At 73.8% G+C, this 26,235-nt stretch carries 23 protein-coding genes and 1 pseudogene; 7 read left to right on the top strand and 17 right to left on the bottom strand.

Features of this window, described 5'->3' with window-relative positions; genetic code table 11:
• Positions 1–148: 148 nt before the first annotated feature.
• The 3 genes from ACIGG8_RS17370 to ACIGG8_RS17360 are packed head-to-tail and all read right to left on the bottom strand — an operon-like array spanning position 149 to position 3,744.
• Complete coding sequence (locus ACIGG8_RS17370; protein ID WP_396548908.1) at positions 149–1,117, bottom strand: NAD-dependent epimerase/dehydratase family protein; 969 nt, start codon at positions 1,115–1,117, stop codon at positions 149–151.
• 49 nt (positions 1,118–1,166) lie between these two features.
• A complete protein-coding gene (locus ACIGG8_RS17365) occupies positions 1,167–2,294 on the bottom strand; it encodes an alkene reductase (RefSeq protein WP_396548907.1) in 1,128 nt (375 codons plus the stop codon).
• Positions 2,295–2,328: 34 nt separating this feature from the next.
• Positions 2,329–3,744 (bottom strand): condensation domain-containing protein, encoded by a 1,416-nt coding sequence (locus ACIGG8_RS17360; RefSeq protein WP_396548905.1) that lies wholly within the window; start codon positions 3,742–3,744, stop codon positions 2,329–2,331.
• Between the two features lie 196 nt (positions 3,745–3,940).
• Here ACIGG8_RS17360 and ACIGG8_RS17355 point away from each other — a divergent pair, with 196 nt between their 5' ends.
• The gene (locus ACIGG8_RS17355) at positions 3,941–5,272 is read left to right on the top strand and encodes an MFS transporter (protein ID WP_396548903.1); all 1,332 of its coding nucleotides are present in this window, start codon (positions 3,941–3,943) and stop codon (positions 5,270–5,272) included.
• Between the two features lie 154 nt (positions 5,273–5,426).
• Positions 5,427–5,519: pseudogene (locus tag ACIGG8_RS17350) on the top strand (DNA-binding response regulator); the annotation flags it as partial.
• Between the two features lie 67 nt (positions 5,520–5,586).
• Here the strand turns inward: ACIGG8_RS17350 and ACIGG8_RS17345 are convergent.
• Positions 5,587–6,072: a MarR family transcriptional regulator gene (locus tag ACIGG8_RS17345; RefSeq protein WP_350522067.1), complete on the bottom strand. Its 486-nt coding sequence runs from the start codon at positions 6,070–6,072 to the stop codon at positions 5,587–5,589.
• An 81-nt stretch (positions 6,073–6,153) separates the two neighbouring features.
• On the opposite strand from ACIGG8_RS17345, the gene ACIGG8_RS17340 reads away from it, so the two are divergent.
• Positions 6,154–7,410 carry an alpha/beta hydrolase gene (locus ACIGG8_RS17340; RefSeq protein ID WP_396548902.1) on the top strand — a complete coding sequence of 419 codons (1,257 nt, stop codon included), beginning with the start codon at positions 6,154–6,156 and terminating at the stop codon, positions 7,408–7,410.
• A gap of 229 nt (positions 7,411–7,639) precedes the next feature.
• Here ACIGG8_RS17340 and ACIGG8_RS17335 read toward each other — a convergent pair whose 3' ends face one another.
• Positions 7,640–8,452, bottom strand: a complete 813-nt coding sequence (locus ACIGG8_RS17335; protein WP_350522064.1) for a class I SAM-dependent methyltransferase — start codon at positions 8,450–8,452, stop codon at positions 7,640–7,642.
• Positions 8,453–8,731: 279 nt separating this feature from the next.
• Positions 8,732–9,304: a carboxymuconolactone decarboxylase family protein gene (locus tag ACIGG8_RS17330; RefSeq protein ID WP_396548900.1), complete on the bottom strand. Its 573-nt coding sequence runs from the start codon at positions 9,302–9,304 to the stop codon at positions 8,732–8,734.
• A 290-nt stretch (positions 9,305–9,594) separates the two neighbouring features.
• On the opposite strand from ACIGG8_RS17330, the gene ACIGG8_RS17325 reads away from it, so the two are divergent.
• The gene (locus tag ACIGG8_RS17325) at positions 9,595–10,053 is read left to right on the top strand and encodes a DinB family protein (protein WP_396548934.1); all 459 of its coding nucleotides are present in this window, start codon (positions 9,595–9,597) and stop codon (positions 10,051–10,053) included.
• A 24-nt stretch (positions 10,054–10,077) separates the two neighbouring features.
• Here ACIGG8_RS17325 and ACIGG8_RS17320 read toward each other — a convergent pair whose 3' ends face one another.
• Both ACIGG8_RS17320 and ACIGG8_RS17315 read right to left on the bottom strand, forming a co-directional pair.
• The gene (locus tag ACIGG8_RS17320; RefSeq protein WP_396548898.1) at positions 10,078–10,572 is read right to left on the bottom strand and encodes a hypothetical protein; all 495 of its coding nucleotides are present in this window, start codon (positions 10,570–10,572) and stop codon (positions 10,078–10,080) included.
• A gap of 174 nt (positions 10,573–10,746) precedes the next feature.
• A complete protein-coding gene (locus ACIGG8_RS17315; protein WP_396548896.1) occupies positions 10,747–12,402 on the bottom strand; it encodes a CehA/McbA family metallohydrolase in 1,656 nt (551 codons plus the stop codon).
• Between the two features lie 355 nt (positions 12,403–12,757).
• Between ACIGG8_RS17315 and ACIGG8_RS17310 the strand changes: the two genes are divergently transcribed.
• Entirely contained in the window at positions 12,758–13,597 is an 840-nt protein-coding gene (locus ACIGG8_RS17310; protein WP_396548895.1) for a polysaccharide deacetylase family protein, read from the top strand.
• A 104-nt stretch (positions 13,598–13,701) separates the two neighbouring features.
• Here ACIGG8_RS17310 and ACIGG8_RS17305 read toward each other — a convergent pair whose 3' ends face one another.
• The 9 genes from ACIGG8_RS17305 to ACIGG8_RS17265 all read right to left on the bottom strand — a co-directional run bounded on the left by ACIGG8_RS17305 (position 13,702) and on the right by ACIGG8_RS17265 (position 24,242).
• On the bottom strand, positions 13,702–14,085 hold the full coding sequence (locus tag ACIGG8_RS17305; protein WP_396548894.1) for a barstar family protein: 384 nt from the start codon (positions 14,083–14,085) through the stop codon (positions 13,702–13,704).
• Between the two features lie 115 nt (positions 14,086–14,200).
• The gene (locus ACIGG8_RS17300) at positions 14,201–14,860 is read right to left on the bottom strand and encodes a 4'-phosphopantetheinyl transferase (protein ID WP_396548893.1); all 660 of its coding nucleotides are present in this window, start codon (positions 14,858–14,860) and stop codon (positions 14,201–14,203) included.
• Positions 14,861–14,976: 116 nt separating this feature from the next.
• Positions 14,977–17,319, bottom strand: coding sequence for an arylsulfatase (locus ACIGG8_RS17295; protein WP_396548892.1), 2,343 nt, complete (start codon positions 17,317–17,319; stop codon positions 14,977–14,979).
• Positions 17,316–18,914 carry an ABC transporter ATP-binding protein gene (locus tag ACIGG8_RS17290; protein ID WP_396548890.1) on the bottom strand — a complete coding sequence of 533 codons (1,599 nt, stop codon included), beginning with the start codon at positions 18,912–18,914 and terminating at the stop codon, positions 17,316–17,318. Before ACIGG8_RS17290 ends, ACIGG8_RS17295 begins: the two co-directional genes overlap by 4 nt.
• The gene (locus ACIGG8_RS17285; RefSeq protein ID WP_396548889.1) at positions 18,911–19,774 is read right to left on the bottom strand and encodes an ABC transporter permease; all 864 of its coding nucleotides are present in this window, start codon (positions 19,772–19,774) and stop codon (positions 18,911–18,913) included. Before ACIGG8_RS17285 ends, ACIGG8_RS17290 begins: the two co-directional genes overlap by 4 nt.
• Positions 19,775–19,778: 4 nt before the next feature.
• Positions 19,779–20,723 carry an ABC transporter permease gene (locus ACIGG8_RS17280; RefSeq protein ID WP_396548887.1) on the bottom strand — a complete coding sequence of 315 codons (945 nt, stop codon included), beginning with the start codon at positions 20,721–20,723 and terminating at the stop codon, positions 19,779–19,781.
• A 24-nt stretch (positions 20,724–20,747) separates the two neighbouring features.
• The gene (locus ACIGG8_RS17275; RefSeq protein ID WP_396548886.1) at positions 20,748–22,346 is read right to left on the bottom strand and encodes an ABC transporter substrate-binding protein; all 1,599 of its coding nucleotides are present in this window, start codon (positions 22,344–22,346) and stop codon (positions 20,748–20,750) included.
• Positions 22,347–22,493: 147 nt separating this feature from the next.
• Positions 22,494–23,489 (bottom strand): TauD/TfdA dioxygenase family protein, encoded by a 996-nt coding sequence (locus ACIGG8_RS17270; RefSeq protein ID WP_396548885.1) that lies wholly within the window; start codon positions 23,487–23,489, stop codon positions 22,494–22,496.
• 531 nt (positions 23,490–24,020) lie between these two features.
• Complete coding sequence (locus tag ACIGG8_RS17265; RefSeq protein ID WP_396548883.1) at positions 24,021–24,242, bottom strand: hypothetical protein; 222 nt, start codon at positions 24,240–24,242, stop codon at positions 24,021–24,023.
• A gap of 395 nt (positions 24,243–24,637) precedes the next feature.
• On the opposite strand from ACIGG8_RS17265, the gene ACIGG8_RS17260 reads away from it, so the two are divergent.
• Entirely contained in the window at positions 24,638–25,123 is a 486-nt protein-coding gene (locus ACIGG8_RS17260; RefSeq protein WP_350522050.1) for a cysteine/serine endopeptidase inhibitor, read from the top strand.
• Between the two features lie 320 nt (positions 25,124–25,443).
• A complete protein-coding gene (locus ACIGG8_RS17255; protein WP_396548882.1) occupies positions 25,444–26,181 on the top strand; it encodes a hypothetical protein in 738 nt (245 codons plus the stop codon).
• The last annotated feature ends 54 nt before the right edge of the window (positions 26,182–26,235 follow it).

Raw genomic sequence — 26,235 nt, 5'->3', positions numbered from 1 at the left:
GACGGTGTCGTGGTGGTGCGATCGTTCGGGGTCGACCATAACCGGTGCCACTGACAACCGGTCAGGACGGGTGTGCCCTGCGTCAGTTCACCGAGGGGCTACGGCGTTCGAGCAGGCGACGTCGCCGTGGCGGGGCCCGTGGCGGGGGTCAGCGGCGGTCCGCCTCGGCGAGGGCCCGGGCCTCCTGCTCGGGGGTGAAGCCGTGGCCGAGCGGCGGTTCGCCGCGGTCGCGGTCCCAGGCGAGCACGTCGGCGACGGTGACGGCGAGCGGGGTCGCGGGCAGCCCGGCGGCGCGGGCCCGGGCCGGGTCGCGCTGCTGACCGGGCCAGAGCGGCTCGGCCCGGACCAGCGGGAAGAACGGCCGGGGAGCGGTCTCCGGCGGCACCGGGACGACGTCCACCTCGGTGCCCGCGACCTCGGCGCAGGTGGCGATCAGCCCGCCCAGGGTGGTCGGTTCGGCCGGGCCCACGGCGTGGAAGGCGCCCGGCCGGTCGTCCTGGAGCAGCCGGAGCACCAGCCGGGCGAGGTCGCGCACGTCGACCAGCTGGACCGGCTGCTCCGGGCGGCCGGGCAGCGCGATCCGCCCGCCGCGCGCCGCCCGGCGCGCCCAGTAGGTGAGTCCGCGGTGCTCGTCGTGCGGCCCGGCCACCTTGCCGGGCCGCACGACGGTCGCCCGGTCTCCGTAACGGGCCGTGACGTGCTCCTCGCAGGCGACCTTGAGCCGGCCGTAGGTCTCCTGGGTGAGGTGCTCGGCGTCGAGCAGCGGGGCCCGGAGCGGTGCCGACTCGTCCGAGCCGGGGGCGAGGCCGTCACCCCGGTACACCGCGTGGCTGGAGACGAAGAGGTAGCGGCCGACCCGGTCGCCGAGCGCGTCCACGGCCTGGTCGACCTGGCGCGGGCGGTAGCCGCTGACGTCCACCACGGCGTCCCACCGGCCGTCGCGCAGGGCGTCGAGGTCACCGGTGTCGCGGTCGCCGATCAGGTGGCGGGCGGCGGGGAAGAGGCCGGGGTTGGTCCGGCCGCGGTTGAACAGGGTGACGTCGGCGCCGCCGCGCAGGGCGTCGTCGGCGATCGCGCGACCGACGAAGGAGGTGCCGCCGAGGACGAGGATCCGCATGGCGCCAGGCTAGGGCTTGGCGTCAACAGGATCGCGCGGGTCGGGTCGGTCAGCGGGTTCGGTCGGTGGGGGTCGGGAGGTCCGCGGGCCGGTCGGTGAGCCGGGGGTAGTCGGTGAGGCCGGTGGCGGTCTGGCCGTAGAGGTGGGTGTGGTCGACGGGGGTGAGCGGGGCGTGGGCGGCGAAACGTTCCGGCAGGTCGGGGTTGGCGATGAACGCGCGGCCGTAGGAGACCAGGTCGGCGAGTCCGGCGGCGAGTACCGCCTCGCCGCGTTCGCGGTCGGTGGCGGCGCGGTTCTCGCCGACGTTGCCGATCAGCGGGCCGGACCAGCGGGGGCGCAGGTCGGCCAGGGCCGGGTAGTCGTCGTTGTCGGTGAGGTGGAGGTAGGCCAGGCCGAGGGCGTCGAGTTCGGTGAGCAGCGCCCGGTAGACCGGCGCCGGATCGGCCTCGTGCATGCCGAACTGCGGGTTGCCGGGGGACAGCCGCAGACCGAGGCGGTCGGGGCCGATGGCGTCGGCGACGGCGGTGACCAGTTCGACCGGGAAGCGCAGGCGGTCCGCGAGCGTGCGGGGCCCGTACTCGTCGGTGCGCAGGTTGGTGTTGTCGGCCAGGAACTGGTGGATCAGGTAGGAGTTGGCGCCGTGCAGTTCGACGGCGTCGAAGCCGGCGGCGAGCGCGTTGCGGGCGGCGTCGACGTGGTCGGTGACCGCCTGGCGGATCTCCTCGCGGGTCATCTCGCGCGGCGTGACGGCCTCGGCCTTGCCGCCGGCCTTGACGTGCACCGGGCCCGGCGCCATCACGGCGGAGGGGCCGGCCGGCAGGTCGCCCAGCAGCCGGTTGAACGGGTGGCCCTGGCGGCCGCCGTGCATCAGCTGCGCGACGATCCGCCCGCCGGCCGCGTGCACGGCCTCGGTGACGGCACGCCAGCCGGCCACGTGCGCGGGCGTCTCCAGGCCCGGCAGGTGCCAGCCGGACTGGCCGCGGCTGCTCGGCCAGATGCCCTCGGTGACGATCAGGCCGGCGCTCGCGCGCTGGGCGTAGTACTCGGCGACGACGGGCAGCGGCGTACCGTCCTCGGCTGCCCGGTACCGCGTCATCGGGGCCATGACGAGGCGGTTGGGGAGGTCGAGCGAGCCGAGGCGGTACGGGCTGAGCAGGGATTCCGTGGTGGTGGTCATGCCGGAACCGTAGAACCTGACACCAATGTCAGGTTCAAGCGCCGGCGGCCTCCCCGGTGCTCGGCGGGTTGGTCGGCGGGTCGGTCGGCGGGGCCGTGGTCGTCGCGGCCACCGTGACGGCCTCGGTGAGGACCAACTCTTCCATGCCGTCGAGGAACCGCTCCATCGCCGGGCGCGGGATGACTGCCGGGTCCGCCGTCATGGCGAGGCTGAGTGCCTCGGGGGACTGCAGGGCGTCCAGGGCGTAGGTCAGGCCGGGGCGCGGCTCGAACTCCACCGGCCAGGTGAGGGTGGTCCGGTCGTGGCCGGGGTCGGGTGCCGCGGGCAGCAGCTCGCGGGTGTCGTTGAACACGCAGGAGCGGTCGGCGAGTTCGACGCCCTCGGCGGTGAGCCGGTCGACCTCCGCGGCCAGGGCGAGCTTGTCGAAGTAGGCGTGGCGGTAGGTGCCGATCGCGGCGGCGTGGGTGCGGCGCACCACCTCGCCGAACTCGCCCGTGGTGTCGGGGAGATGGAACAGCCCGTCGCCCGCGACCACGCCGACCACGTTGGCCAGCTCGGGCAGGAAGCGGTTGTTGACGACCACGTTCAGCACGACCTCCGTCCGGCCGGCGAGTTCGGCGGTCATCGTGGCGGCCGCGGCGAGCAGCACGGAGGACGTGCTCACCCGGTGGGCCGCGGCCACCTGCTCGACCGCTCGGGCCAGGGCGGGGGAGCGGAGCACCGCGTTCGGGAAGCGGGCGGGGGCGTCGGCGGCGGGGGTTCCGCCGGTCGGCGGGAACAGCCGGGGCGGGCCCAGGCGCAGCTTGCGGACGAACTGCTTGCGGGCCGCCGTGTCCCGTCGGACTCCGCGTTCCGAGAGCTGGAACTCGGCTTCCTGCAGCGGCTGTCGGGCCGGTTCGCGGAGCCCTGCCAGCTGCTCGGGCGAGTGGCCGAGGCTGAGTGCGGTGAGGTCCGCGACCAGCCGGCTCATCCCGGAGCCGTCCACCGCCGTGTGGGAGAGCACCAGGCTGATGTGCCGGGCCAGGCCGTCCGCCACGATCACGCCGACCCGGATCGGCCACCCGGTGGCGGTGTCGAAGGGGCGGGCCGCGAGCTCCTCGTGCAGTCGGGCGCCGAGGTCCGCCGGGTCTTCGGTCGGGGTGGCGGACCGCACCTCGACTGCCAACGTTCCTTCGGGGTCGAGGACTTGGCGCAGTCGGCCGTCCTCGTCCGGGAGCAGTCGGGTGTGCAGCGAGTCGTGCAGGTGCAGCAGCTGTTCCAGTGCGCCCAGGACGACGGGCAGCGGCAGCCCCGGGTCCAGTGGCGCGGCGGTGGTGATGTTGTAGCGCGGCGCGTCCGCCGGGGCGAGCCGGCGGACGGCGTCCCAGATGGCGTGTTGGCCCCAGGTGGCGGGTCCGGACCCGGCCCGTCCGGACGAGAAGGCGATCTCCAGCGGTTGACGTGTGCTCACCGTGTGCTCTCCGTAGTGCGGTGGTCATGGCGTCGTGCCGGTGCGTTGGGAGCGCGGGTGCTGCTGGGGAGAGTGTGGCGCACGGCTCGCGGCGCGTCGAGGGCCCGGCCGGCCAAGGGAGGGGGTTCCCTGATTGTCTTGATGTGAAGTATCTTGATGTCGAGATTGATGCCGATCATGCAAACGGGGGCCTGCCATGCGGGGGAACGGACTGATCGCGCAGCTGCGGAAGCCTCCGGGCGGCCGGGATGCGCGCACCATGCTGCTGGCGCAGTGCGTCGACCGGACCGGGACCGGGGTGTGGGCGGCGGCCTCGGTGCTCTACTTCACCTACGTCTGCGGGATGGACGCCCGGCAGCTCGGCCTGCTGCTGGGAGTGGGCGCGGTGGCCGGGATCGCCGGCTCCCCGCTGGCCGGCCGGGCGGCCGAACGGGTGCCGGTGCGGTGGCTGCTGATCGGGTGCCACCTGCTGCGGCTGGGGACGATGGGCCTGCTGCTGGTGGTGGACGACTTCGGCGCGCTGCTCCCCGTGGTCGCCCTGACCTGCCTGGGCGAGCGGGCCGCCAAGACCCTGGAGATGCTGTTCGCCACCCGGGTCGCGGGCGAGCGGCGCGCCACCTACCAGGCGTTGTTCCGCAGCGTGGCCAACGCCGGGTACGCGCTCGGCGCGGGCATCTCGGCGATCGGCCTCGCGGTGGGCACCACGGCCGCCTACCGCACGCTGATCCTGGCCAACGGACTCTCCTTCGTCCTGGCCGCCGTCCTGGTCTGGCGCACCCGGGAGCCCGCCGGGCGCGGCCTGGTGACGGCGGCCTCCGGTGCGGAGCCGGCGGCGGTCCCGTCCGCCGCGCCGAGCCCCTGGCGCGACCGCGGCTACCTGCTGTTCGTCCTGCTGGACATGCCGCTGAACCTGGACGACTCGATCCTCAACGTCGGCCTGCCGCTCTGGCTCGTCCACCACACCGCCGCGCCGCGCGCCGTCGTGCCGGTCTTCCTGGTCCTCAACACGGTGCTCGTGGTACTGCTGCAACTGCGCGTCTCGGCACTGGCGGAAGGCCCGCGCGGGGCGGCCGCGGCGGTGGGCTGGTACGGGGTGACGCTGTTCGGCAGTTGCCTGCTGATCGTGCTCGCCACCGGAGGCGGGCCGTGGACCGCCTCGATCGCGCTGCTGGCCGCGGCGATGCTGGTCACCCTGGCGGAGCTGATGCGGTCGGTGAGCTCCTGGGAGCTGGCGGTCGTCCTGGCGCCGCCGGGGGCCCGGGCCTCCTACCTGGGGGTGGCGGGGATGTCCCAGTCGGTGCAGAAGTCGGTGGGCCCGCTGCTGCTGACCGGGGTGGTGATGGCGGCCGGACCGGTCGGCTGGGTGGGCCTCGGCGCCGCGACCGTCGGCCTCGGCGCGCTCCAGCGCCGGGCCGGCCTGCGCCGGCTGGCGGCGCTGGCCGGCCCGTCGGCTCCCGATGGGTCTGCCGCTGCGCCCGCTGTCCCCGCGGGCGAGCCGGCGAAGCGGGCGGGGGCCGGGGTCGGCTGAGCCTGCGGGCGTCGGCGCCGGCCGGCCCGACGCCGCTCGGGGTCGGCGCGCGGCGGCGCCGGCCCGGAGCGCGGGACCGGACTGGCCGGGCCGGCCGACCGGATCGCCGTCGTGGACGGCACGCTGACGGTCAGCAGTCCGCCCGGCGGAGGGCCTGCGGGTGGTGGTCGCCGAGGACGGCGTGCTGCTGCGCGAAGGGCTGGTCGGCCTGCTGGCGCGGTTCGGGCACCGGGTGCTGGCGGTGCTGGAGTTCCTCCGGGCGTGACGCCGTGCAGGGCCGGGCCCCGTCGGAGTCGGCTCCGTCGGGGCTCCCGTCAGAGTCGGTCGTAGACGGCGGACAGCCGGTGCAGGACCTCGGTGGCGCGGTCGAGGTCGTCGGCGTCGTAGTCGGCGAGGTCGGCGTGCAGGGCCTCGGTGAGTGCTTCCTGGCGCTGTCGGTGCCGCTCGCGCCCGTCGTCGGTGAGCGCGACCACGACGGAGCGCTTGTCCTCCGGTGGGCGGGTGCGGGTGACGTACCCGGCTGCGACCAGGCCGTTGACCAGTTGGGTGGTGGCGGCTCCGGTGGTCTCGGTGCCCGCGGCGAGTGCGCTGATGGTCAACGGGCCCTGGTCGGCCAGTGTGCGCAGGGCACGGGCGTGGGTGAGTGAGAGGGCCCCGGGGGTTCGGGTGGCGCGACCGCGCAGGCGGGCGTCGGAGGCACTGAGTCGGTAGGCGGCGCGGGCCAGGCGGTCCAGCGCCTGTGCGCGCTCGGGGGCGGGCGGCCGGTCGGCCATGGTCGGTCCTCCGTGGTGGGTTGACAACAGCTTAGTCTAAGTACTTAATGGCTAAGTACTTACAAATTAAGTACTTAGCTACTTGCTCCGATCCAAGGAGGAGACCTCATGACCGTCCGTTCGACCGGCCAGAGCTGGGCCCTGGACATCGCCCTCGCTCAGGGCGGATTCGATGCGCTGCACCCCGAGGCCGTCGGGACTATGGAGCAGCTCGGCCACGACCACACCGACTTCGCGAAGGTCTTCGCGCTGGTCCGCAGCGGTGCGATGCTGCCCAAGGCGTGGGCGACGGTGGCCGGCCAGGCCGAGGAGAGGGCCGCTCACCACGAGCGGGGCGGTTTCGCGCAGACCGCCGCCGACCTCTACCTGCGGGCCGCAGTGATGTGGGGCCGCGCGCAGTACTCGATCTTCGACGCGGCCGACCCGCGCAAGGCGGCCATGCGTGAGTGCGCCGACCGCTGCGTGGCCCGGCTGGGCGCGCTGCGCGACGGCCGGGTGCGGCGGGTGGAGCTGGACTTCGAGGGCTCCACGATCCACGCCCTGTTGCACCTGCCCGCCGGCCCCGTGGAGAACGCGCCGGCCGTCATCCTCGGCCCGGGGATGGACATGATCAAGGAGGACTACATCTGGGCGGCCGAGCGGTACTACACCTCCCGGGGGATGGTCGCGCTGTCCGTCGAGGGGCCCGGCCAGGGCGAGAGCCGGGCCGGCGGGCTCACCGTCGATCTGACCAACTACGAGCGGGCGATCGGCCGTTACCTCGACCACCTGGCAGGGCTCCCGGAGGTCGACGAGACCCGGATCGGCATGTTCGGCATCTCGATGAGCGGCTACTGGGGCTCCCGGGCGGCCGCCACCGACGGGCGCCTGGCCGCGCTCGCCGCGTTCGAGGCCGTCACCGGCGACTTCGCGACCATCTTCGAGCGCGCCCAGCCCACCTTCAAGAACAACTACATGTACATGGCCGGGTACACCGACGAGGCGGCCTTCGATCGCGACCTCGCCCGGCAGATGCCGCTCGGCGAGCTGGTCGCCGACATCACCTGCCCGGTGCTGTACGGCATCGGCGAGTTCGACGAGCTCACCGACCTCGGCCAGGCGATCGAGAGCTTCGAGCGGATCCGGGCGCCGAAGGAACTGCGGGTCTACGAGGACGAGTTCCATCCGCTCGGCGGCGTGGCGGCCGAGGCGTTCCGGTTCGGCGCCGAGTGGCTGGAGCGCGCCCTCGCCGGCGGATTCGCCGAGCCTGGCCGCGACGTGCGCCACTACGTCCGTCGCGACGGCCGCACCACCGACGGCAGCGCCGACCCCACCTGGTGGCGCGGTGCGGCCCCGACCCGGCTGGCGGCCGTCCGCCGGGGCTGAGGCGGGACGCCGCCGCGGGGCGGGCCGACGGGCCCGGCCCGCGGGGGCCCGAGCGCAGCTGCGAGGGTGTCCGGCGATCTCGACCTGGCGGAGGGCCGCGCCGTCGTGGCCCTGATCAAGTCGACCGAGGTCTCGCTCGCCACCGCCTGAGCCCGGGCACGCCGCGGCCCGTCCCCCGGCGAGGGGACGGGCCGCGGCCGGCTGCGGGCCGGCGCCGAATCGCGTGGCTTCAGGGGCGGGTGGCCGTGACCAGGTGGTAGTCGAGCAGGCCGTTGCGCCAGGCGGGGAGGAAGTTGCGGGTCCAGTGGCCGGGCGGGACGGTGTCGGTGAGGTAGCGGTCGAGGCCGGGCCAGACGTCCGGGCCGATGGACTCGGCGCGGACGCTGGTGAAGCCCGCCCCGGCGAGGTCGGTGGTGAAGCCCGCGAGGGTGTGCGGGACGTCGAGGCCGTCGGCGAAGCTGGCGAGGAGGATGCTGAGCCGTTCGGCGATCTCGGGGCCCTCGGCGGCGAAGAAGGTGGTGACGGCGAGCCGGCCGCCGGGGCGCAGGACGCGGGCGGCCTCGTGGGCGAAGCCGGTCAGCTCGCGGAAGTGCTGGGCGGCCTCGACGGAGTACAGGCCGTCCAGGGAGGCGTCGGCGAAGGGGAGTTCGTCGGCCGCGCCGATGGTGTAGCCGAGCCGGTCGGGGTAGGTGGCCAGCGCCTTGGCGTTGACGGCGCGGGCGCGTTCGACCTGGTCGGGGTGGATGTCGACGCCGGTGACGGCCGCGAAGCGGAACTCGCGCAGGGCGAGGGCCGCGCCCAGGCCGCGACCGCAGCCGACCTCCGCCAGACGCAGCCGTTCGTGCGGCTCGGGCAGGGCCCGCAACACCCGCCGGTAGAGCTGCTCCTGACTGTGCACCCGGTCCTCGGGGGTGAGGGCGGTGAGGTCGATGCCGTGCCAGTCGCCGAAGTTGATGAACCCTCCTGCGAAGCTGGCTGCTTTGGACAGATCGCCGGCGCCGTAGGTCTGCCGTACGGTCGGGGGGATGCGGTTGTGGTCCATGGGCCGCTGGGTCTCCTGCTCGGTGGGCGCCCGGCCGTCGGACGCGCCGAGGTACGTACCCAAACCGGTGGTTGCCCGAACACGGTACGTGATGGACGGGTGTGCCCGGTGGGAAAAGGGCGCGGCGGTGTTGCGAGGGGGCTCGGAACACCGCCGCGCGACCGGGGGCGGCTACCGGGCGGGGCCGGTTGCCGCGGGGGTGGTCAGCGGCTGAGGGCCGTCGGCCGGTCGAGCCGGCTCTGCGGTGGGTGACGAACGGATCGCCGGTCGGGGCCCCGGTCATGCCGGGCGCCCTCCGTTCGCGGGGCGCCCGGCGAGCGGGACCGCGCAGGAGTCGGAGAAGCCCTGCGAGGAGACGCCGTTGGCGATGTTGCTCCGGGCGGCCATGTTGACGAAGGCGACGTAGGCGGTGAGTTCGACCATCGCCGCCGGGCCGAGGACGTCGAGCAGATCCCCGTACTGCTCGTCGGTGACGGTGGGCGGCGTGACGGACATCGCCTCGGCGTACGCCATCACGTCCCGCTCCAGCGGGGTGAACACGTCCGAGGCCCGCCAGTCCGGCACCCGGCTCGCCTTGGCGAGGTCCAGGCCCTGGTTCTGTGCCTGGAAGTAGTTGATGTCCAGGCACCAGCTGCAGCCGACCAGCGAGGCCACGGCCATGTGGGCGAAGGACTTGAGGCTCTCGTCGAGCGCGTCCCAGGCTGCGATCCGCCCCGCGAACTCCTGGTTCGAGACGGCGACCTCCGGGTTGTGCCAGAGGACCTCGGTGGGCTCGAAGACGGCGCCGAACGCCTTGACCATGGTCTCGCCGAGTTCGGCGGGCAGCTGGGCCTTCGGCAGACGGAGTGCCATGGGGTTTCCTCCCTGTGTGGTGGCTCGTTCGGGCATGAAGACACCGCAGGGCGGCCGGATGTGACAGGCGGCGGAAAAAATTCCCGCCGGGCGGGGCGGCGGGTTCGCTACAGTCCGCGAGGATTCCTGCGGCCTCGACGCCGGGGGCCTTGATCCCTCGACCCCGGGTCTCGGCCCTGCGGCCACGGCTCCGCGGCCTTGACGAGATCCCGACCGGACCTGAGGAGAACGACACCGTGAACGTCCCCGACGAACGCCCCGCACCGCCGCTGACCGGCGGCGAACGCGAGATGCTGCGCGGCTTCCTGGACTTCCACCGGGCGACCCTCGCCCTGAAGTGCGAGGGCCTGAGCGACGAGCAGCTGCGGCAGCGCGCCAGCCCGCCGTCCACCCTGACCCTGCTCGGGCTGGTGCGGCACATGGCCGAGGTCGAGCGCACCTGGTTCCGCCGGGTGATCGACGGCGAGGACGTCCCGCTGGTCTGGTCCGCCGAGGGTGACTACCAGGCCGCGTACGACGCCACCGGCGCCTCCCGGGCCGAGGCCTTCACCGCCTGGCGGACCGAGGTCGAGCACTCCCGCCGGATCGAGCTCGCCGCCGAGAACCTCGACGTCACCGGCTTCCAGCCCCGGTGGGACACCGAGGTGTCACTGCGGCTGGTGATGCTGCACCTGATCCACGAGTACGCCCGGCACAACGGGCACGCCGACTTCCTGCGCGAGGCGATCGACGGCGCGGTGGGGGCGTAGCCCCGGCGGCTCCGGCGGGGCCCGCTACCAGCCGAGGAGGTGGGTGCGGCGGGTGAGGGCGGTGAGGACGGACTTGGCGACGGTCTCGTGGGTGAGGTCGGCGGTGTCGAGGGTGTGCGAGCCGCCGTCCCCGGCCGGGCCCTCGTGGAGGACGACGTAGTGCAGGGCGGAGCCGGTGGCGCGGCTCTCGCGGCGGAAGGTGTCCAGCCCGGCCGGGACGGCCGGGGACTCCACGACGACCTGGTAGCCGCGGGTCGCGTACGCGAAGGCGGCCTGCGCGGCGGCGGCCAGGGCGGTCGCGTTCTGGCGGCCGGCCTCCGGCAGGTGGGGCGGGAGCCGGCCGCTGCGGATGACCCGCAGGAAGTCGTCCGTCCGCAGGTGGACGCTCGGGTGCAGCTCCTGTGCGAGCAGCTCCGCGACCGGGCTGTTCCCGGCCCCGGACGGGTCGACGAGGACCAGGACGCCCCCGGCGCCCCGGCCGCCCCCGAGCTCCGGCCCACCTACGGTCGTACGGTTCACAGCTGCTGATCCCTTCGCGGGCCGGGGACGGTCGGGTAGCCGGGGCGAGGCGGTCGGAGTGCGAAGGGGCTGGTCGGCACATATCCGGACAGCCGACCGCCTCGTCCCTACGACTGATGCGTTTCGGGGATCAACCTAGTCCAAACGGGTGCCCCGAGTCGTCCCCCACCCGGCCTACGGACGGGTGGCCGCGGTCGCTCGGTGACCGCCCGGTAAGCGCTCGGTGACCGCCCGGTGTCGGTTCTCGTTCCCCTCCGCGCGCAGGATGATCGGGTTGGTGAGCGCCGCCATCGGGCCCCACGGCAGGTCCGGGCCCATCGCGTTGCCCTTGCCCGGGGTGCCGTCCGGCTTCGGGTGGCGCACCTCGGCCCGGACGTACGCGGCGAGCGAGGCCGTGGTGCGCCACACCACCGTGCCGGAGCCGCCGGCCGGCAGCGACTCCTGGTGCATCTGCCCCTCGTCGGTGATCAGCCGGACCGTCCCGCCGGGCACCCCGGAGACGGTGAGCGTGACGTCCACGGGCGCGTCGGCCGGGACGGTCAGCTCCTCGCCGACGCCCGCCCGCCGGCCGTGCCCGGTCACGGTGAACTCCAGCCGGACGGCGCCGGATTCGGCGATCCAGCTGCGGCCGTTGCGCAGCCCGTCGAGGATCGCGTCCCGGGTGAGGTCCTCCGCGAGCACCACGTTGTGCGGGGAGCCGATCACCTGCGGCTCGCTGTGCGCGTCGCTGTTGCCCAGGGCGGGCAGCCAGGAGCGGCCCTCGCGCAGGGCGACGGCGAGCCGGCCGTCCCAGGTGTCCACCGCGGACTCGTCGTCGTACGTCCAGGGACCGTTCCACACCTCGACGGCGTCGGCCTGCTCGTAGCCGAACTTCCACTGGCAGGCGACGTACGGGCAGTACGGGTGCGCGGGCACCACCAGGCCGCCGGAGCGGTGGACCTGGCGGACGAAGCGCGGGAACTCCTCGTCGCGCGAGCGGTAGCGCCAGTCGACGAACTGGCCGGCCTCCAGGCCGAGGGCCAGCCAGTGGCCGTTGCGGGTGGTGATCTCCTCGCCCGGGACGACCAGCAGGTCCGGGCCGGCCAGCGGGCCCCAGACGGCGTGCGAGGAGCTGGTGTTGTGGTCGGTGGAGACGATGAAGTCCAGGCCGGCCGCGCGGGCCCCGGCCGCGACCTCCTCGGGGAGGCGCCGTCCGTCGGAGTGGACGGTGTGCAGGTGGCAGTCGCCCCGGTACCAGGCGCGACCGCGGCCGCGGGCCCGCTCGGCCGGGTAGCGCGGGGTGAACTGCGGGCCGGGCGCGCCGAACCGGAGGGTGACCTCGACGTGGTAGTCCAGGCCCTGCGGCGCGACCTGGTACGGGCCGAGGACGACGTGCCAGGTGCCGGGGCCGATCGGGCCGGGGAGGTAGCCGGGGGTCGCGGCGGAGCGGGAGAGGCTGAACTCGGTGCGGAAGCCGCCGGACCAGCCGCGGAAGCCGGGGCCGCCGAGGTCGGTGCCGCGTTCGTCGAAGATGCCGATGTCGCAGGAGTTGCCGGGGGTGCCGGCCGGGACCGGGGGCTTGTCGTAGCCGTAGGAGACGGCGATCTCCCGGACGCCCTCGGGGACTTCGACCGGGAGGTAGACGAAGTCGGGGGCGCCGGTGGGGAGATGGCCGGTGAGGGTGAGGGTGCGATCGGGGGGCGTGGCGGCGGGCGTGGCCGGCGCGGCGGGGGCGGCGGTGGCCTCGCCGGTCGTGGCGGCGAGGCCGAGGGCGGTGGTGGCGCCGGTGGCCAGGCCGGTGCGGAGCAGGTCCCGGCGGGTGGGGCGGGGTGCGCTGGGTTCGGTCGGCATCGAGGTCTCCGGGGCGGGGCGGGTCGGGTCGCTCGCGTGCCTACCCGGGTGAGTGAACCGGGGGTGATTCCGGGGTGAGGCGGGGCCCACGGGGGCGGGGCGGGTCGGTGAAGAGGGGGCGGGCGGGGGCGGGGGGCGAGTTGCGGGGAGTGACGAATGGTCGGTTCATAGTCATGTAATCAGTGGATATCCGGATGGAATGGACAGGGAGGCTGGCGTGGCGCTGAGTCGGCGGACGCTGCTCGTGGTAGTGGCCGGAGGCGTACTGACGGGGTGCCGGGCCAGGCCGGCGCCGACCTCGCACGCCGGGGCGGCCCCGTCGTCAGTCTCCGCTCCGGGGGCGGCGGACGCCACGGTGGGCGGCATATCCTCGGCGGCGAGCGCCGCACCGACCCAGGATCCGGCGACCGCCGTGCCCGCCGAGACCGCCACGGCCACCGCCACGGCCGACGCCGCGGCGACTCCCGCGCCCACCCCGGCTCCGGCGAAGGAGCCGACCCGGGCGGAGACGGTGGACCGGTACGCCGCCGTGGCCCCGACGGACTGGGGCCTGGAGGTCGCCGGGGTGATCACCGAGCTGCCCGACGGCGAGCGCGCGACGGCCCTCACCTTCGACGCCTGCGGCGGCCCCGGCGGCAACGGCTACGACGCCGACCTGATCGACTTCCTGCGGGCGAACGCCGTCCCGGCCACGCTCTTCCTGAACGCCCGCTGGATCGACGCCAACCCGGACGAGTTCGAGCAGCTCGCCGCCGACCCGCTGTTCGAGATCGGCAACCACGGCACCGTCCACCGCCCCCTCTCGGTCACCGGCCGCTCCGCGTACGGGATCGCCGGCACCGGCGACGTCGGCGAGGTCTACGACGAGGTCGCGGGCAACGCGGGCAAACTCACCGGCCTGCTCGGGCACCCGCCCCGCTTCTTCCGCTCCGGCACCGCGCACTACGACGACGTCGCCACCCGGGTGGTCGCCGACCTGGGCCAGCGGGTGGCCGGCTTCACCGTGAACGGGGACGGCGGTGCGACGCTCAGCGCCGCCCAGGTGCGGCAGGAGGTCGGGTCGGCCGGGCCGGGCGCGATCGTGATCGGCCACATGAACCACCCGGGCGGCGGGACCGCCCCCGGGGTGGCGGCGGCGCTGCCGGCGATGCTGGCGGCGGGACGGCGCTTCGTCCGGCTCTCGGACGTGCTGTAGTCCCGGGGCCCGGACCGGCCGGCCTTCGGGAGCGCGGAGCCAGGCCGGCCGCGTCGGCCCTCGGGCGCGCGGCGCCGGGCCGGCCGCGTCGGCCCTTGGGCGCGCTACACCAGCCGGAGGCCGCCCGGGTGTTCCTCCTCGATGATCCGCACCAGCCAGTCGAAGACCGTCGGCCCCTCGCCCGCCCGGGCGGCGGCCAGCTCGGCGCCGACCCACTCGCGGTTGGTGGGGTGGCAGCGGCCCAGCCGCAGCTCCAGCTGGCGGACCGTCTCCGGGTACCCGAGCCTGCGGCGGGAGGCCTCGTGGTCGCGCCACTCGATGAGCCAGTCGCCGTCCTCGGGCGTGCCGTAGCCGCCGCGCAGGCAGTCGGCGAAGGCGTCGAGGTTGCGGCCGAAGTAGCCGTCCACGCCGATCTCCTGCCCGACGACGTCCCAGAAGTCCTCCAGGGAGCCGATCCTGCTGCCGTCGATCACGTAGGTCACCGTCACGGGGTCGAGGATAGGCCCGGGTGGTGAACGGCCGGTGCGGTGATCGGCGGCCGCCGCGACGACGCCGTTGCTCCGGACGAGGCCGCTGCCGCTGCCGCTGCCGCTGCCGCTCTTGCTACTGCGCCGGCTCCACGGCGATGGCGGTGGCGAGCAGGCCGTCCCGGACGGTCCAGCGGCCGTCGAATCCCGGCAGCCGGCGCCCGCCGACCACCGGGCCCGGGACCAGCAGGCGGGCGGTGAAGGTGCCGTCGGGGGAGAGGTCCAGCTCGGCCTCGCTGAACTCCAGGAAGAGCCCGGTCAGCGGGAACCACGCCTTGTACACGGACTCCTTGGCGCTGAACAGCAGGCGTTCCCACGGGGTGCCCGGGTCGGTGGCGGCCAGGTCGGCGAGCCGCTTCTGCTCGACGGGCAGTGCGACGACGTCCAGGACGCCCTCCGGCAGCGGCAGTGCGGGCTCGGCGTCGATGCCGACGGAGGCGAGGGTGCCGGCCCGGGCCACGGCAGCCGCGCGGAAGCCGTCGCAGTGGGTGAGGCTGCCGATCACGCCGTCCGGCCAGCTCGGCGCGCCGCGCAGGCCCGGGACGAGCGGGCGGTAGGGGACACCGAGCCGGGCGAGGGCGGTCCGGGCGCAGTGCCGGACGGTGGTGAACTCGCGGCGCCGCTTGTCGACGGCGTTGGCGACGGCCGCCGCCTCCTCCGGCTCCAGCCGGGCCTCCGGGGGGTCGTCGTACGCCACCTCGGTCACCACGACGTCCGGCAGCAGGTCCCCGATCACCCGTTCCCCCCTCGGTCGGTCGCGCGGGGTCGTCGCCGCGCGGCACGAGGGTAACCCGGCCGGGGGGATCTCCGGGGGCGAACGGGGACTGCGGCCGGAGTGCGCGGACGCGTGCGCTACTCGAAGGCGGCCGCCGCCTCGCGCAGTGCCCGGGCGACGGTCTCCGGGTCGTACGGCGCCGGCTCGCCGGGCAGGTAGGTGACGGCGTGCAGGGCACCGGTGTAGCGGAAGGAGCGGTGGCGCTCGTGGACCGGCCAGGACACCGGCGACTTGCGGTCGATCCCGACGCTGATGCCCTGGAACGGCGCCATGCCGATCAGCTGGTGGACCGGGCCGAGTCGGCCGCCCTCGGTGCCGTCCACGAGCAGGCGGAACTCCCACCTGAGGTCGGCGACCGCGGTGGCCTCCAGGGTGACCAGCCGGGTGCCGTCCGGCAGGGGGCCTCCGTCGGCCTCCAGTAGGTCGCCGTACTGGTTGTAGGCGAGGCGCAGCCGGCCGTCCTCGACGTACAGGCTATAGCCCCCGCCCTGGTCGCCGTGCGACACCAGGACGCCCTGGTCGCCCGTCCGGTAGCCGTCGAGGGCGGCCTCGACGGTGAAGGAGCGGAAGGAGATCAGCCGGGAGGAGCGGTAGCGCTCCAGCTCGGGGGTGCCGGGCAGCAGGGTGACCGGTCGGCGCAGGCGGTCCGCCTCGGGGCCGCGCAGGGCGAGGGCGCCGCTGCCGTCGGCGAGCGGGAAGACGCCGTTGCGCCAGGCGGCGGCCTCCCAGGCGGCGGACAGCTCCTTGACCAGGCCGGGGTGGTCGGCGGCGACGTCGTGGATCTCGGTGGGGTCGGTCCGGAGGTCGTACAGCGCCCATTCGCCGTCGTCGTACTCCGCGCCGGGGCGGTGCAGGGTGACCAGCTTCCAGCCGTCGCGGTAGTAGCTGCGGTTGCCGGTCATCTCGCAGTACTGCTCGGGGTGGGTGCCGGCCGCCGCGCCGTCGCGCAGGACGGTGGCGAAGCTGATGCCGTCGAGTTCCTGGACGGGGCGGTCCCGGCGTTCCGACGGCCTCTGCACGCCCGCGAGTTCGAGGAGGGTGGGGAGGACGTCGGTGACGTACTGGTACTGGGCGCGGACGCCGTCGTCGCCCTCGGCGCGCGGCAGTCCGGCCGGCCAGGACAGGACGAAGGGGACGCGGACGCCGCCGGCGTAGGTCTGGCCCTTGTAGAGGCGGAAGGGGGTGTTGGAGGCCATCCCCCAGCCGCGCGGGTAGTGGACCAGGCTCTGCGGGCCGCCGATGAGGTCGATCTCGCGCCGGACGTCGGGGTTCCAGTCGTCCGGGAGGTTCGGGTGGTGGACGAAGCGGCTGAAGTAGCTGCGGGTGCCCTCGGCGCCGCCCTCGCCGGTGCCGCCGTTGTCGCTGGTGAACACGATGACGGTGTTGTCGAGTTCTCCGAGGGCGGCCAGGGTGTCGGTGAGCCGGCCGAGGTTCTGGTCGACGTTGTCGACCATCGCCGCGTACACCTCCATGTAGCGGGCGTACAACTTCTGCTGGACGTCGGTGAGTTCGTCCCAGGCGCCGACTTCGTACCCGGCCTCGGAGTTGCGCTCGGGCAGTTCGGTGCCGGGCGGGAAGTGACCGGCGGCGAGCTGGCGGGCGAAGCGGCTGCGGCGCAGTTCGTCCCAGCCGCCGTCGTAGCGGCCCCGGTGGCGGGCGAGGTCCGCGGGCTTGGCCTGGAGCGGGCCGTGTACGGCGTTGTGGGCGAGGTAGAGGAAGAAGGGCTTGTCGGCGTCGTGGGCGCGCAGCGACTTGACCATCTTGACGGCCTGGTCGGTGAGGTCGTCGGTGTAGTAGTAGTCGTCGGGGAACTCGTCGATGTCCAACGGGGTGTTGTCGCGGACGAGCTGGTGCGGGTGGAAGAGGCTGGTCAGGCCCTCCAGGACGCCGTAGTACTGGTCGAAGCCCTTCTGCAGGGGCCAGTTGGCGCGGTCGTCGGCCGCGTTGGAGGCCGAGTCGCGGGTGAGGTGCCACTTGCCGACCGCGTAGGTGGCGTAGCCGGCGTCGTGCAGCAGCTCGGCCAGGGTGGGGATGTCCCCGGCGACCTCCATGCCGTAACCGGGGAACCCCGGGTCGGCGTTGGCGACGAAGGAGTAGCCGACGCGGTGCGGGTTGAGGCCGGTGAGCAAGGCCGCCCGGGCGGGGGAGCAGAGCGGCATGGTGTGGTAGTTGGCGAGTTTGACGCCGGCGGCGGCGAGGCGGTCCAGGTTCGGGGTGGGGATCTCGGCGCCGAACGGTCCGATGTCGCTGTAGCCCATGTCGTCGATCAGGACGACGACGATGTTGGGGGCGCCTTCGCGCGGGCGGACCCGCCGGGGCCAGGCGGGGGTGGACTCGCGGAAGGTGCGGCCGACGGTGCCGGGGAAGTCGGCGTAGGGGTCGCGGCGGTGCGGGTTCGCTTCGGGCGGCGTGCCGGTCATGCGGGGCTCCGGGTGGTGGCTCGGGCCGGCTCCAGCCGCGGGACGGCGGCCAGGAGCTCGGCGGTGTAGGGGTGTTCGGGCGCGGTGACGACGCGGTCGGCCGGTCCGGTCTCGACGATCCGGCCGCGGTGCATCACGGCGATCCGGTGGCTGACCCGGCGGACCACGGCCAGGTCGTGGGCGATGAAGAGGACGGCCAGACCGAGTTCGCGCTGGAGTCGGGCGAGCAGGTCGATCACCTGGGCCTGGACCGAGACGTCGAGCGCGGACACCGGCTCGTCGCAGATCAGGACGCTCGGTTCGGGGGCCAACGCGCGGGCGATGCCGATGCGTTGGCGCTGGCCGCCGGAGAAGGCGCGCGGGTGGCGGTCGGCCGCGGCCGGGTCCAGTCCGACCTGGGTCAGCAACTCGGCGACCCGCTCGGCGCGCCGGTCGCGGTCGCCGAGGCCGTGGGCGATCAGCGGCTCGGCGATGATCTGCCCGGCGGTCATCCGGGGGTTGAGCGAGGAGTACGGGTCCTGGAAGACCAGTTGGACCTCACGGTGCGGCCGCGGGCCGGGGTCCTGGCCGCGGAAGCGGATGCTGCCGGCCGAGGGCGCGTGGGCCAGGACCAGCGCCCGGGCGAGGGTGGACTTGCCGGAGCCGGACTCGCCGACCAGGCCGAGCGTCTCGCCGGGGTAGAGGTCCAGGTCGACGCCCCGCAGGGCGGCGGCGGGGCGGCGCCGGGAGCCGTAGGTCTTGGTCAGGCCCCGGACGGTCAGCAGGGGCCGGGAACCCGGCGTGCTGTTGGCGGCGGCCCGGGAGGGCTCGTCCAGGCGCGGGACGGCGGCCAGGAGTTCGCGGGTGTACGGGTGCCGGGGTTCGCTGAGGAGCCGCGCGGTGGGGCCGTGCTCGACCACCCGGCCGTGGCGCATGACCAGGAGCCGGCGGCAGGTCCGGGCGATCACGCCGAGGTCGTGGCTGATCACCACCAGCGCGGTGCCCTTCTCCTGGTTGAGCCGGGTGAGCAGGTCGAGGATCTGCCGCTGGACGGTCGGATCGAGGGCGGTCGTCGGCTCGTCGGCGACCAGCACCTCGGCGTCGTGGGCGAGCGCGAGGGCGATCATGATCCGCTGGCGCTGGCCGCCGGAGAACCGGTGCGGGTGGTCGCGTAGCCGCCCGGCGGCGTCCGGGATGCCGACCAGATCGAGCAACTCGACTGCCCGGGAGGTGCGTTCGGCCTTCGGTCGACGCCCGCCGTGCGCCCGCAGCGCCTCGTCCAGCTGTCTGCCGACGGTGAGGACGGGGTTGAGCGAGGACATCGGGTCCTGGAAGACCATGGCGATCCGTCGCCCGCGCAGGGTGCGCAGCGCCTGCTCGGGGAGGGCGCCGAGGTCCTGTCCGGCGAGTTCGACGGAACCGGCGGTGATCCGGCCGCCCGGCGGCAGCATCCGCAGCAGGGCGAGGGCGGTGGTGGACTTGCCGGAGCCGGACTCGCCGACGATGCCGAGGGTGTCGCCCGCCGCGAGCCGGAAGTCGACGCCGTCCACGGCGGTGGTGTCGTCGAACCGTACGGTGAGGCCGCTGACGTGCAGCACGTCGGGCACGGTGGTCATCGGCGGATCCCCCGGTTCAGGGCCTCGGCGATCAGCGTGAAGCCGAGCACCAGCGCGGTGGTGGCGGCCAGTGGGGCGGCCGCGAAGGTCGGGTCGGTGGCGAGGTAGCCGACGGACTGGCCGAGGATGCTGCCGAGAGTGGGCTCCGGCGGGCGGACCCCGAGGCCGAGGAAGCTCATGGCGCCCTCGATGAACACGCCGAGCGAGAGCGCGACGGCGGTCTGCACGACCAGCGGGTCGACGGCGTTGGGCAGCACGTGCCGCAGCAGCACCCGGCTGCGGGAGGCGCCTGAGACGCGGGCCGCCACGGCGTACTCGCGTTCCCGCTGGACCAGGATGCCTGCGCGCAACTGCCTTCCGAAGCCCGGTACTTCGGCCAGGGCGATGACGATCACCACCGGCCAGCGGCCGGGGCCGAGGACGGCGGTCACGGCGAGGGCGAGGATCAGCCCGGGGAAGGCGAGCAGCAGGTCGAAGGCGCGCTGGACGGCGAGGTCCGCCCACCTGGAGGTGGCCGCGAGCAGCGCCGCCGAGCAGCCGAGCAGCGCGCCGGCCGGGACGGCGGTGACGATCAGTGCGAGGTCGGTGCCGATGCCGTGCAGCACCCGGCTGCAGAGGTCGCGGCCGAGGTCGTCGGTGCCGAAGGGGTGGGCGGTGCTCGGGCCGGCCAGGGCGAGCGCGCTCTGGGCGTTCGGGTCGGACCCGGTGAGCAGCGGTGCGAGCAGGCCGGCGAGGGCGACCACGCCCACCAGGACGAGGCCGGTCAGGCCGCGTCCGGTGAGCAGGGCGGAGAGGTGACGGTGCTTCGTCGCGGGGGAAGCGGTGGCGGGGGAAGCGGTCGCGGTGGTGGTGGTGGTCATCGGGTCACTCCCAGCGGATCCGGGGGTCGAGCCAGGCGTACGCGAGGTCGGTGAGCAGCTGGACGGCGACGTAGACCGCCACCACGAGCAACAGCAGGTCCTGCACCACCGGGTAGTCCCGGCGGGCGACTCCCTGCTCGATCAGCCGGCCGAGTCCCGGCCAGGCGAAGATCCGTTCCACCAGGACGGCCCCGGCGACGAGGTGGCCGATCTGCAGGCCCAGGACGGTGACGGTGGAGGGCAGCGCGTTGGGCAGCGCGTGCCGCCACACGATCCGTCGGCGGGAGACGCCCAGCGCCGTCGCGGTGCGGACGTAGTCCTCGGCGAGGGCGCGCTCGATGCCGTCCTTGAGGTGGCGGGCGAGCACGGCGGCGCTGGGCAGGGCGAGGCAGAGTGCGGGCATCGCCAGGTACTGGACGGCCAGGTCGGGTGCGTCCAGCAGGGACTCGTGGCCGCCGGGCGGCAGCAGCCCGAGCGAGACGGCGAACACCAGGACCAGCACCACACCGGTGACGAAGGGCGGCACGGCGAGCGCGGCCGTGGTGAGCGCCCGGACCGCGACGGCGACCGGCCGGCTGCGGGTGGTCGCCCCGGCCAGCGCCAGCGGCAGCGCGATCAGCACCACCAGCAGCAGTGCGCCGAGGGCGAGTTGGGCGGTGGTGTCGAGCCCGTTGCCGATCAGGTCGGAGACCTGGCCGCCGATCGCGTAGCTCGGCCCCGGATCGCCGCTCAGCAGGTGACCGAGCCAGCTGACGTACTGGCCGAGGACCGGCTGGTCCAGGCCGAGTCGGGAGCGGACGGCCTCGACGGTCGCGGGCGAGGCGTCGGGCCCGGCGAGGGTGGTTGCCGGGTCGCCGGGGATGAGGCGCAGGATGAGGAAGACGAGGAAGGAGGCGAGGGCCAGGACCAGCAGTCCGCTGGGGAGGCGTTTGAGGAGGAAGGTGCGCATGGGTCGGGTACCGGGCCGTCCTGCTCAGGCCGTCAGGTGGGCGTCGTCGAGGTTGAGGTAGCCGAACTTGTTGAGCGTGGCGCCCCGGGCCTTGCGGCCCGCGACCTCGACCAGTCCGGCGATGGCGAGGTCGATCACGAACTCCTCGTCCAGGAGCACGTCGGTGATCTGCTGGTAGAGGGCCTTGGCCTCGGGGCTGTCGCTGTCGGCGCGGTTCCAGGCCTGCTGCACCACGTCGGTGTAGGCGGCGGAGGCGAAGTGCGAGCTGTTGCGGGCCTCGTTGAAGGGGTAGGCGCTCACCGCGAGGGTGGCCGGGTGGAGCTGGGCGAATCCGTGGCTGAGCGTCCACAGTGCGGGCATCGTCTGGGAGATGAGCTGCTTCTGCATGGTGGGCGAGTCGGTGGGCTGGAGCACCGTGTCGATGCCGACCTGCTGCAGGTCGTACTGGAGGATCTGGGCGATCGCGGTCGAGCCGGGCTCGCTGGAGTGGGCGAAGGGCAGCGTGATCCGGTCCAGGCCGGCCTCCTTGAGCAGGGCGCGGGCCTTGTCCGGGTCGTGGCGGTAGTGGGTGGCGCCGGCCTCGGTGTAGGCGGGGGACGACTTGGGCCAGGGCACGGAGGAGACCGTCCCGTAGCCGCCGAGGGCCTGCCGGACGAGGCGGTCGCGGTCGACCGCCCAGGCGATGGCCTGGCGCACCCGCTTGTCGCCGACGTGCTCGGCGGTGACGTTGGCGCCGATGTAGTAGGCGCCGGCACCGGTGTCGTACTGCGTGATCCGGAACTGCGGGTCGGTGCGGAGGGTGGCGACGTCCTTGCCGCTGACGTTGTACGACAGGTGCGTCTGGCCGGTCCTGAGCGAGGACAGCAGGGACTCGGCCTGCGGGACGATCCGGATCTCCACGCCGTCCAGGTACGGGCGGCCGGGGTTCCAGTACGCGTCGTTGCGGGCGAGGGTGAGCGAGGCGCCCGGCTTGCGGTCGGTGAGGACGAACGGGCCGGTGCCGATCAGCCTGGTGCCGGCGACGGCGTCCTCGACGGTGCCGGCATCGGGGATGATCATGAACTCGAAGAGGTCGAAGAGGTTGCTGACCGGGTGGGCGAACACCAGGGTCAGCTCGAAGTCGCCGTTCTTGCGGAAGTCGGTGACGGCAGCGGCGGTCGAGCGCAACTGGGCGGAGCGGGCCGGGTTCTGGAGGTTCTTGACCGCGAAGACCACGTCGTCGGCGGTGAACCGGCGGCCGCTGTGGAAGGTGACGTCCTCGCGGAGCTTGAGCGTGACGCTCCTGCCGTCCTCGGCGACCTGCCAGGCGGTGGCGAGTTCGGGCTGCGGCCGCAGCCGGTCGTCGTACCTGGTGAGGGTGTTGAAGACCAGGCGCTGGATCAGGGTGTTGGCGCTCTGGGCGAAGAGCAGGCTCGGGGTGACGTCGATGCCGGTGGCGACGGAGAGGACGCCGCCCCGGCGGGGAGTGCCCGAACCGTCCACGGCGTCGGCCGCGTTCGCGGCGTTCGAAGTCTCGTCGACGGCGGACCGGCAGGCCGCGAGCGTCAGCAGGCCGGCACCGGCGAGGCCCGCGCGCAGCAGGGCGCGGCGGCTCGGGGCGGGAGGACGGGTGAGCGCGGTCATGGCGGTCCTTCGGGAGTCGGCAGGGGGGTGGGGGCTGGGGGCGGAGGAGGGGGTGGGAACGGCCCGTGGCGCAGCGCCGGTCCCCGCTCCGGACCGTCGTCGGTACGGAGCGGGGCGGTGGCTGCCGTGTTCGCGGGGCCGGTGCGGTCAGTTGGCCGCTTCGAGCTCCTCGGCGGGCACCAGACCGGGCACCCGCGGCGGCTCGGCGGGCTCCAGCAGACGGCTCGGGGTGCCGTCCACCCCCACCGGCAGGTCGCCGTCCAGGGTGATCCGGCGCACCAGGCGGGGCTCGTCGCCGTAGTCCGCGACCGCGTAGTGCTGGGTGGCGCGGTTGTCCCAGATCGCCACGTCGCCGACCTGCCAGTCCCAGCGGACGGTGTTCTCCAACCGCTCGACGTAGCGCTGGAAGAGGTCGATCAGCGCCTTGCCGTCGTCACCCGAGACGCCCTGGATGCGCTGGGCGAAGGCGCCGAGCAGGAGGGTCTTCTCGCCGGTCACCGGGTGGACCCGGACCACCGGGTGCTCGGTCCTGAAGGCGGTCGAGACGAAGACCTCCCGGAACAGCTTGGCGACCTCGGCGTTGTTCGCCAGCTCCGGGCGCAGCGCGAGCCGGGCGGCGTAGTCGTAGTCGTTGGTGTGCACGGCGCGCAGGCTCTCGGCGAGCGTCTTCAGCGGCGCGGGCAGGTCCCGGTAGGCGGCCGCGGTGTTGGCCCACACGGTGCTGCCACCGGCGGGCGGCACCTCCAGGGCACGCAGGATCGAGGCCTTCGGGTACGACGGGACGAAGGTGACGTCGGTGTGCCAGTTGTTGGCGCGTACGCCCTTCGTGGCGTCCAGTTCGAAGATGTAGCGGCCGTCCGCGCTGGGCACGGTGGGGTGGCCGACCGGGTGGCCGAGGAGGCGGGCGAAGGCCTCCTGCTCGGCGTCGTCCAGGTGCTGCTGGCCGCGGAAGAAGAGCACCTTGTGCTCGTACAGCGCGGCTTCCAGGGCGGCGACGGTCTCGGTGGGGAGCTCGCCGCCGAGGCGTATGTCGTGCACGATCGCGCCGATCCGGCCGGCGGCGGGCGTGAGGCGGAGGGGGGTGGGGGCGGCTTCGACGGCTTCGGTGGTTGCGGTGGGGGTGGTGGTTGCGGTGGTGGTCATGGCGGTTCGCCTCCGGGGTGCAATGACGGAGAGTGACTGATGGCGGCCGCGCCCGGGTGGGGCGTGGGTGTGCGGGGGCAGCGCCGGACACGGAGTCCGGGAGAGGGAGGTCCGGCCCGGCGGGCGGTCAGGACGCGAGCGCGCCGCGACAACAGCGGCGCGGGCAGCGGCGGGGAACTGGGCGGACGACGGTGTGCATCGGCCCTCCTTCCGGCTCGCTGCGTGTGGGCTCGGTGCTCATCGTGCTGAAGCGCAGGACTGCCTGTCAATCGTCATCTTGCCTGGTGGGAAAGGGTGTTGCTGCTTCGTTTCGGCCGCTTGCGGTTCCTTGCGCCACCTTGCGGTCTGTTGCGTCCCGTTGCGGCGGATTGCGGGGGCACGGCGGTCCGGCGCGCGGTCGGTCGGCTCTGCCGTGCGGGTGCGGCGGTTGCCGACGTGCGGAGCGGAAGTGGCCAGGGCCGGCGCGGGCAGCTCCCGCGCCGGGGTCGACGCCTGGCCGGCGGCGGTCGCTCGGTTACGGCACGTGATCGGTCACTGCCCGAGGAGCCGGGCGAAGTCCAGTCCGAGGCTGCCGAGGACGGGCAGTGCACCGAGGTCGGTCACGCCGCCGACCGGGATGCTGTAGCCCTGGTTCACCACGCGGAGCGCGGAGCCGACGACGGTGGGGCTGGGGGCGGGGGCGGCTGCTGACGGCGTGGCGGCGGCCGGGATCAGGGCGGCGCCGAGGAGCAGGGCGGCGAGTGCGGTGCGCATGTGAGGGGACCTCCGGGGCGGACGGGCAGGCATGCGGGCAGCCGGACGGACAGGCGCACAGGGTGCACGGGCACGCAGGCGGCACAGGCGTACAGGCGGAGAGGCAGAAAGACATGCCTGCGGATGACGGCCTGTCAACACCCCCAGTGGCGGAGCGGTCACGCATCTTCGCCCCTTCGGCGGCATTCGTAAAGATTCTTGCCTTGTGTTCATGCCAACATCAAGGAGGTCTGGACCATGCCAAGGAAGGGCGCATACGTTCCCTTCACAAGGACGGGTGCCGGGCCGCCGAACTACCGGGCGGTGTCGGCGACTTGCGCCTGTCATGTCCATGCCTCTACTCGGGGTGTCGGACCAGCACGCCCTGTCAGCACTGCAACCGGAGGGAACGAACCATGCGCGCCATCGGCAAGAACCTCAGGATCCTCGCGGGCGCCCCGCTCGCCGCAGCCGCTCTCATCGCCTTCACGGCCGGCACCGCCAGTGCCGCCATTCCGATCAACAAGCCCATGAACGGCAAGGCCACCTACTACAACGACTCGGGCTTCGGTGCCTGCGGCACCCAGATCAACGCCTCGTCGCAGATGCTGGTGGCCGTCTCGCACACCTGGTGGACCACCGCGAACCCGAACAACGACCCGGTCTGCAAGGGCATTTCGGTCAAGGTGACCTATCAGGGCAAGACCATCACCGTCCCGGTGAAGGACCAGTGCCCCTCCTGTGACTCCACCCACATCGACCTCAGCCAGCCGGCCTTCGCCAAGCTGGCCCCGCTGAGCAAGGGCGTCATCAGCGGCCTCACCTGGCAGTTCGTCAAGGCCGGGCTGAAGGGCGAGACCGTCGAGCTCTCCGCCCCGATCGCCGGCTCCACCATCGGCTGACTCCGGCGGGCCTGACGCGGCCGTGCCCGCCCCCGCGGCATGACGGGGGCGGGCACGGCCGCGCCGGGGGCGGGTGTCGAGGCGGGCGACCTGGGTTTCTGCCCGACAACTCCTCCGGCCGGGGCGGAACCTGTCGGTGTGACACGTGATCGATGCGGCGTTGTACGGGCGTTGCAGTCCGGTGACACGGAACGCGCCATTCCGTCGACTGTTCGGACTAGTTTCGATCGTGCACGCCCGCTGCGGCGCCGGTGCTTCCCGCACCGGCCGGAACGGGCAACGTTCGCGTCCCCACCCGTACTTCGTTCAGGAGAACCGGCATGTCCCCTTCGACGACCCGTCGCGCGACCACCGTCCGCACGCTGGCCGGGGCCGTCCTGACGGTCGGGCTGCTGGTGCCCGCCGCAACCGCCTGCAGCAGCACGTCGGGTGCCCAGGGCGCGGCTTCACCGGCCGCGACCGCCACCACGGCCGGTACGCCCGGCGCCAGCGCTCCGGCGGCCACGGCCACGACGGCTGCGCCGGCCGCGACGTCCACGGCGTCGCCCGCGTCCACGCCGTCCGGCAAGCCCGGTGGCGGCACCACGGCCGCCAAGCCGGACGCGCACCCCAGCACCACCCAGGCGCCCCCGGGCAAGCCGGCGCCCGGAGCCCGCACCCAGACCCTGCCGGACGGCAGCACGGCCGAGATCCGGGAAGTCGCCCCCCAGCACTTCGTCGCCAAGATCGTCCACGGCGGTGACGTCCTCGCCACGCTGGAGACGAAGGACACCGACGCCGGACTCGACGCCAACGACATGTTCATCGTGCTCTCGCTGGACGGCACGGTCCACGCCTGGATGGGCGGCGGGCACCAGGGCCCCGGAACCTTCAAGCTCCCCGGCGACTGGACGGCCAAGGTCACCAAGACCGGCGAGCTGAAGTACCGCGCGGAGATCCTCGGCCTCGACAACGCGGTGAACGGCACGCTGGAGACCAACGGGCAGGACGTCGGAGTCAACGCCAACGGCATCTACATCGTGCTCTCGGCGGGCGGGCAGATCAGCGCTCACGCCTGACCGCCGCTGTTCCGGTGTGACTGCTTCCCTGGTGGCCTTGCGGCCTCGTGGCCT

It is taken from the genome of Kitasatospora sp. NPDC085464 (assembly GCF_044541955.1).
Classification (GTDB): Bacteria; Actinomycetota; Actinomycetes; order Streptomycetales; family Streptomycetaceae; genus Kitasatospora.
Note: the sequence above shows the minus strand (reverse complement) of the source record. Positions and strands in the feature narration are given on the sequence as shown.

Coding starts and splice junctions, on each gene's coding strand:
- ACIGG8_RS17265 (WP_396548883.1), bottom strand. CDS start 24,242: ATGCGCACCGCACTCGCCGCCCTGCTCCTCGGCGCCGCCCTGATCCCG.
- ACIGG8_RS17270 (WP_396548885.1), bottom strand. CDS start 23,489: ATGACCACCACCGCAACCACCACCCCCACCGCAACCACCGAAGCCGTC.
- ACIGG8_RS17295 (WP_396548892.1), bottom strand. CDS start 17,319: ATGACCGGCACGCCGCCCGAAGCGAACCCGCACCGCCGCGACCCCTAC.
- ACIGG8_RS17255 (WP_396548882.1), top strand. CDS start 25,444: ATGTCCCCTTCGACGACCCGTCGCGCGACCACCGTCCGCACGCTGGCC.
- ACIGG8_RS17340 (WP_396548902.1), top strand. CDS start 6,154: ATGACCGTCCGTTCGACCGGCCAGAGCTGGGCCCTGGACATCGCCCTC.
- ACIGG8_RS17315 (WP_396548896.1), bottom strand. CDS start 12,402: ATGCCGACCGAACCCAGCGCACCCCGCCCCACCCGCCGGGACCTGCTC.
- ACIGG8_RS17330 (WP_396548900.1), bottom strand. CDS start 9,304: ATGGCACTCCGTCTGCCGAAGGCCCAGCTGCCCGCCGAACTCGGCGAG.
- ACIGG8_RS17275 (WP_396548886.1), bottom strand. CDS start 22,346: ATGACCGCGCTCACCCGTCCTCCCGCCCCGAGCCGCCGCGCCCTGCTG.
- ACIGG8_RS17290 (WP_396548890.1), bottom strand. CDS start 18,914: ATGACCACCGTGCCCGACGTGCTGCACGTCAGCGGCCTCACCGTACGG.
- ACIGG8_RS17335 (WP_350522064.1), bottom strand. CDS start 8,452: ATGGACCACAACCGCATCCCCCCGACCGTACGGCAGACCTACGGCGCC.
- ACIGG8_RS17280 (WP_396548887.1), bottom strand. CDS start 20,723: ATGCGCACCTTCCTCCTCAAACGCCTCCCCAGCGGACTGCTGGTCCTG.
- ACIGG8_RS17285 (WP_396548889.1), bottom strand. CDS start 19,774: ATGACCACCACCACCACCGCGACCGCTTCCCCCGCCACCGCTTCCCCC.
- ACIGG8_RS17355 (WP_396548903.1), top strand. CDS start 3,941: ATGCGGGGGAACGGACTGATCGCGCAGCTGCGGAAGCCTCCGGGCGGC.
- ACIGG8_RS17365 (WP_396548907.1), bottom strand. CDS start 2,294: ATGACCACCACCACGGAATCCCTGCTCAGCCCGTACCGCCTCGGCTCG.
- ACIGG8_RS17325 (WP_396548934.1), top strand. CDS start 9,595: ATGCTGCGCGGCTTCCTGGACTTCCACCGGGCGACCCTCGCCCTGAAG.
- ACIGG8_RS17260 (WP_350522050.1), top strand. CDS start 24,638: ATGCGCGCCATCGGCAAGAACCTCAGGATCCTCGCGGGCGCCCCGCTC.
- ACIGG8_RS17370 (WP_396548908.1), bottom strand. CDS start 1,117: ATGCGGATCCTCGTCCTCGGCGGCACCTCCTTCGTCGGTCGCGCGATC.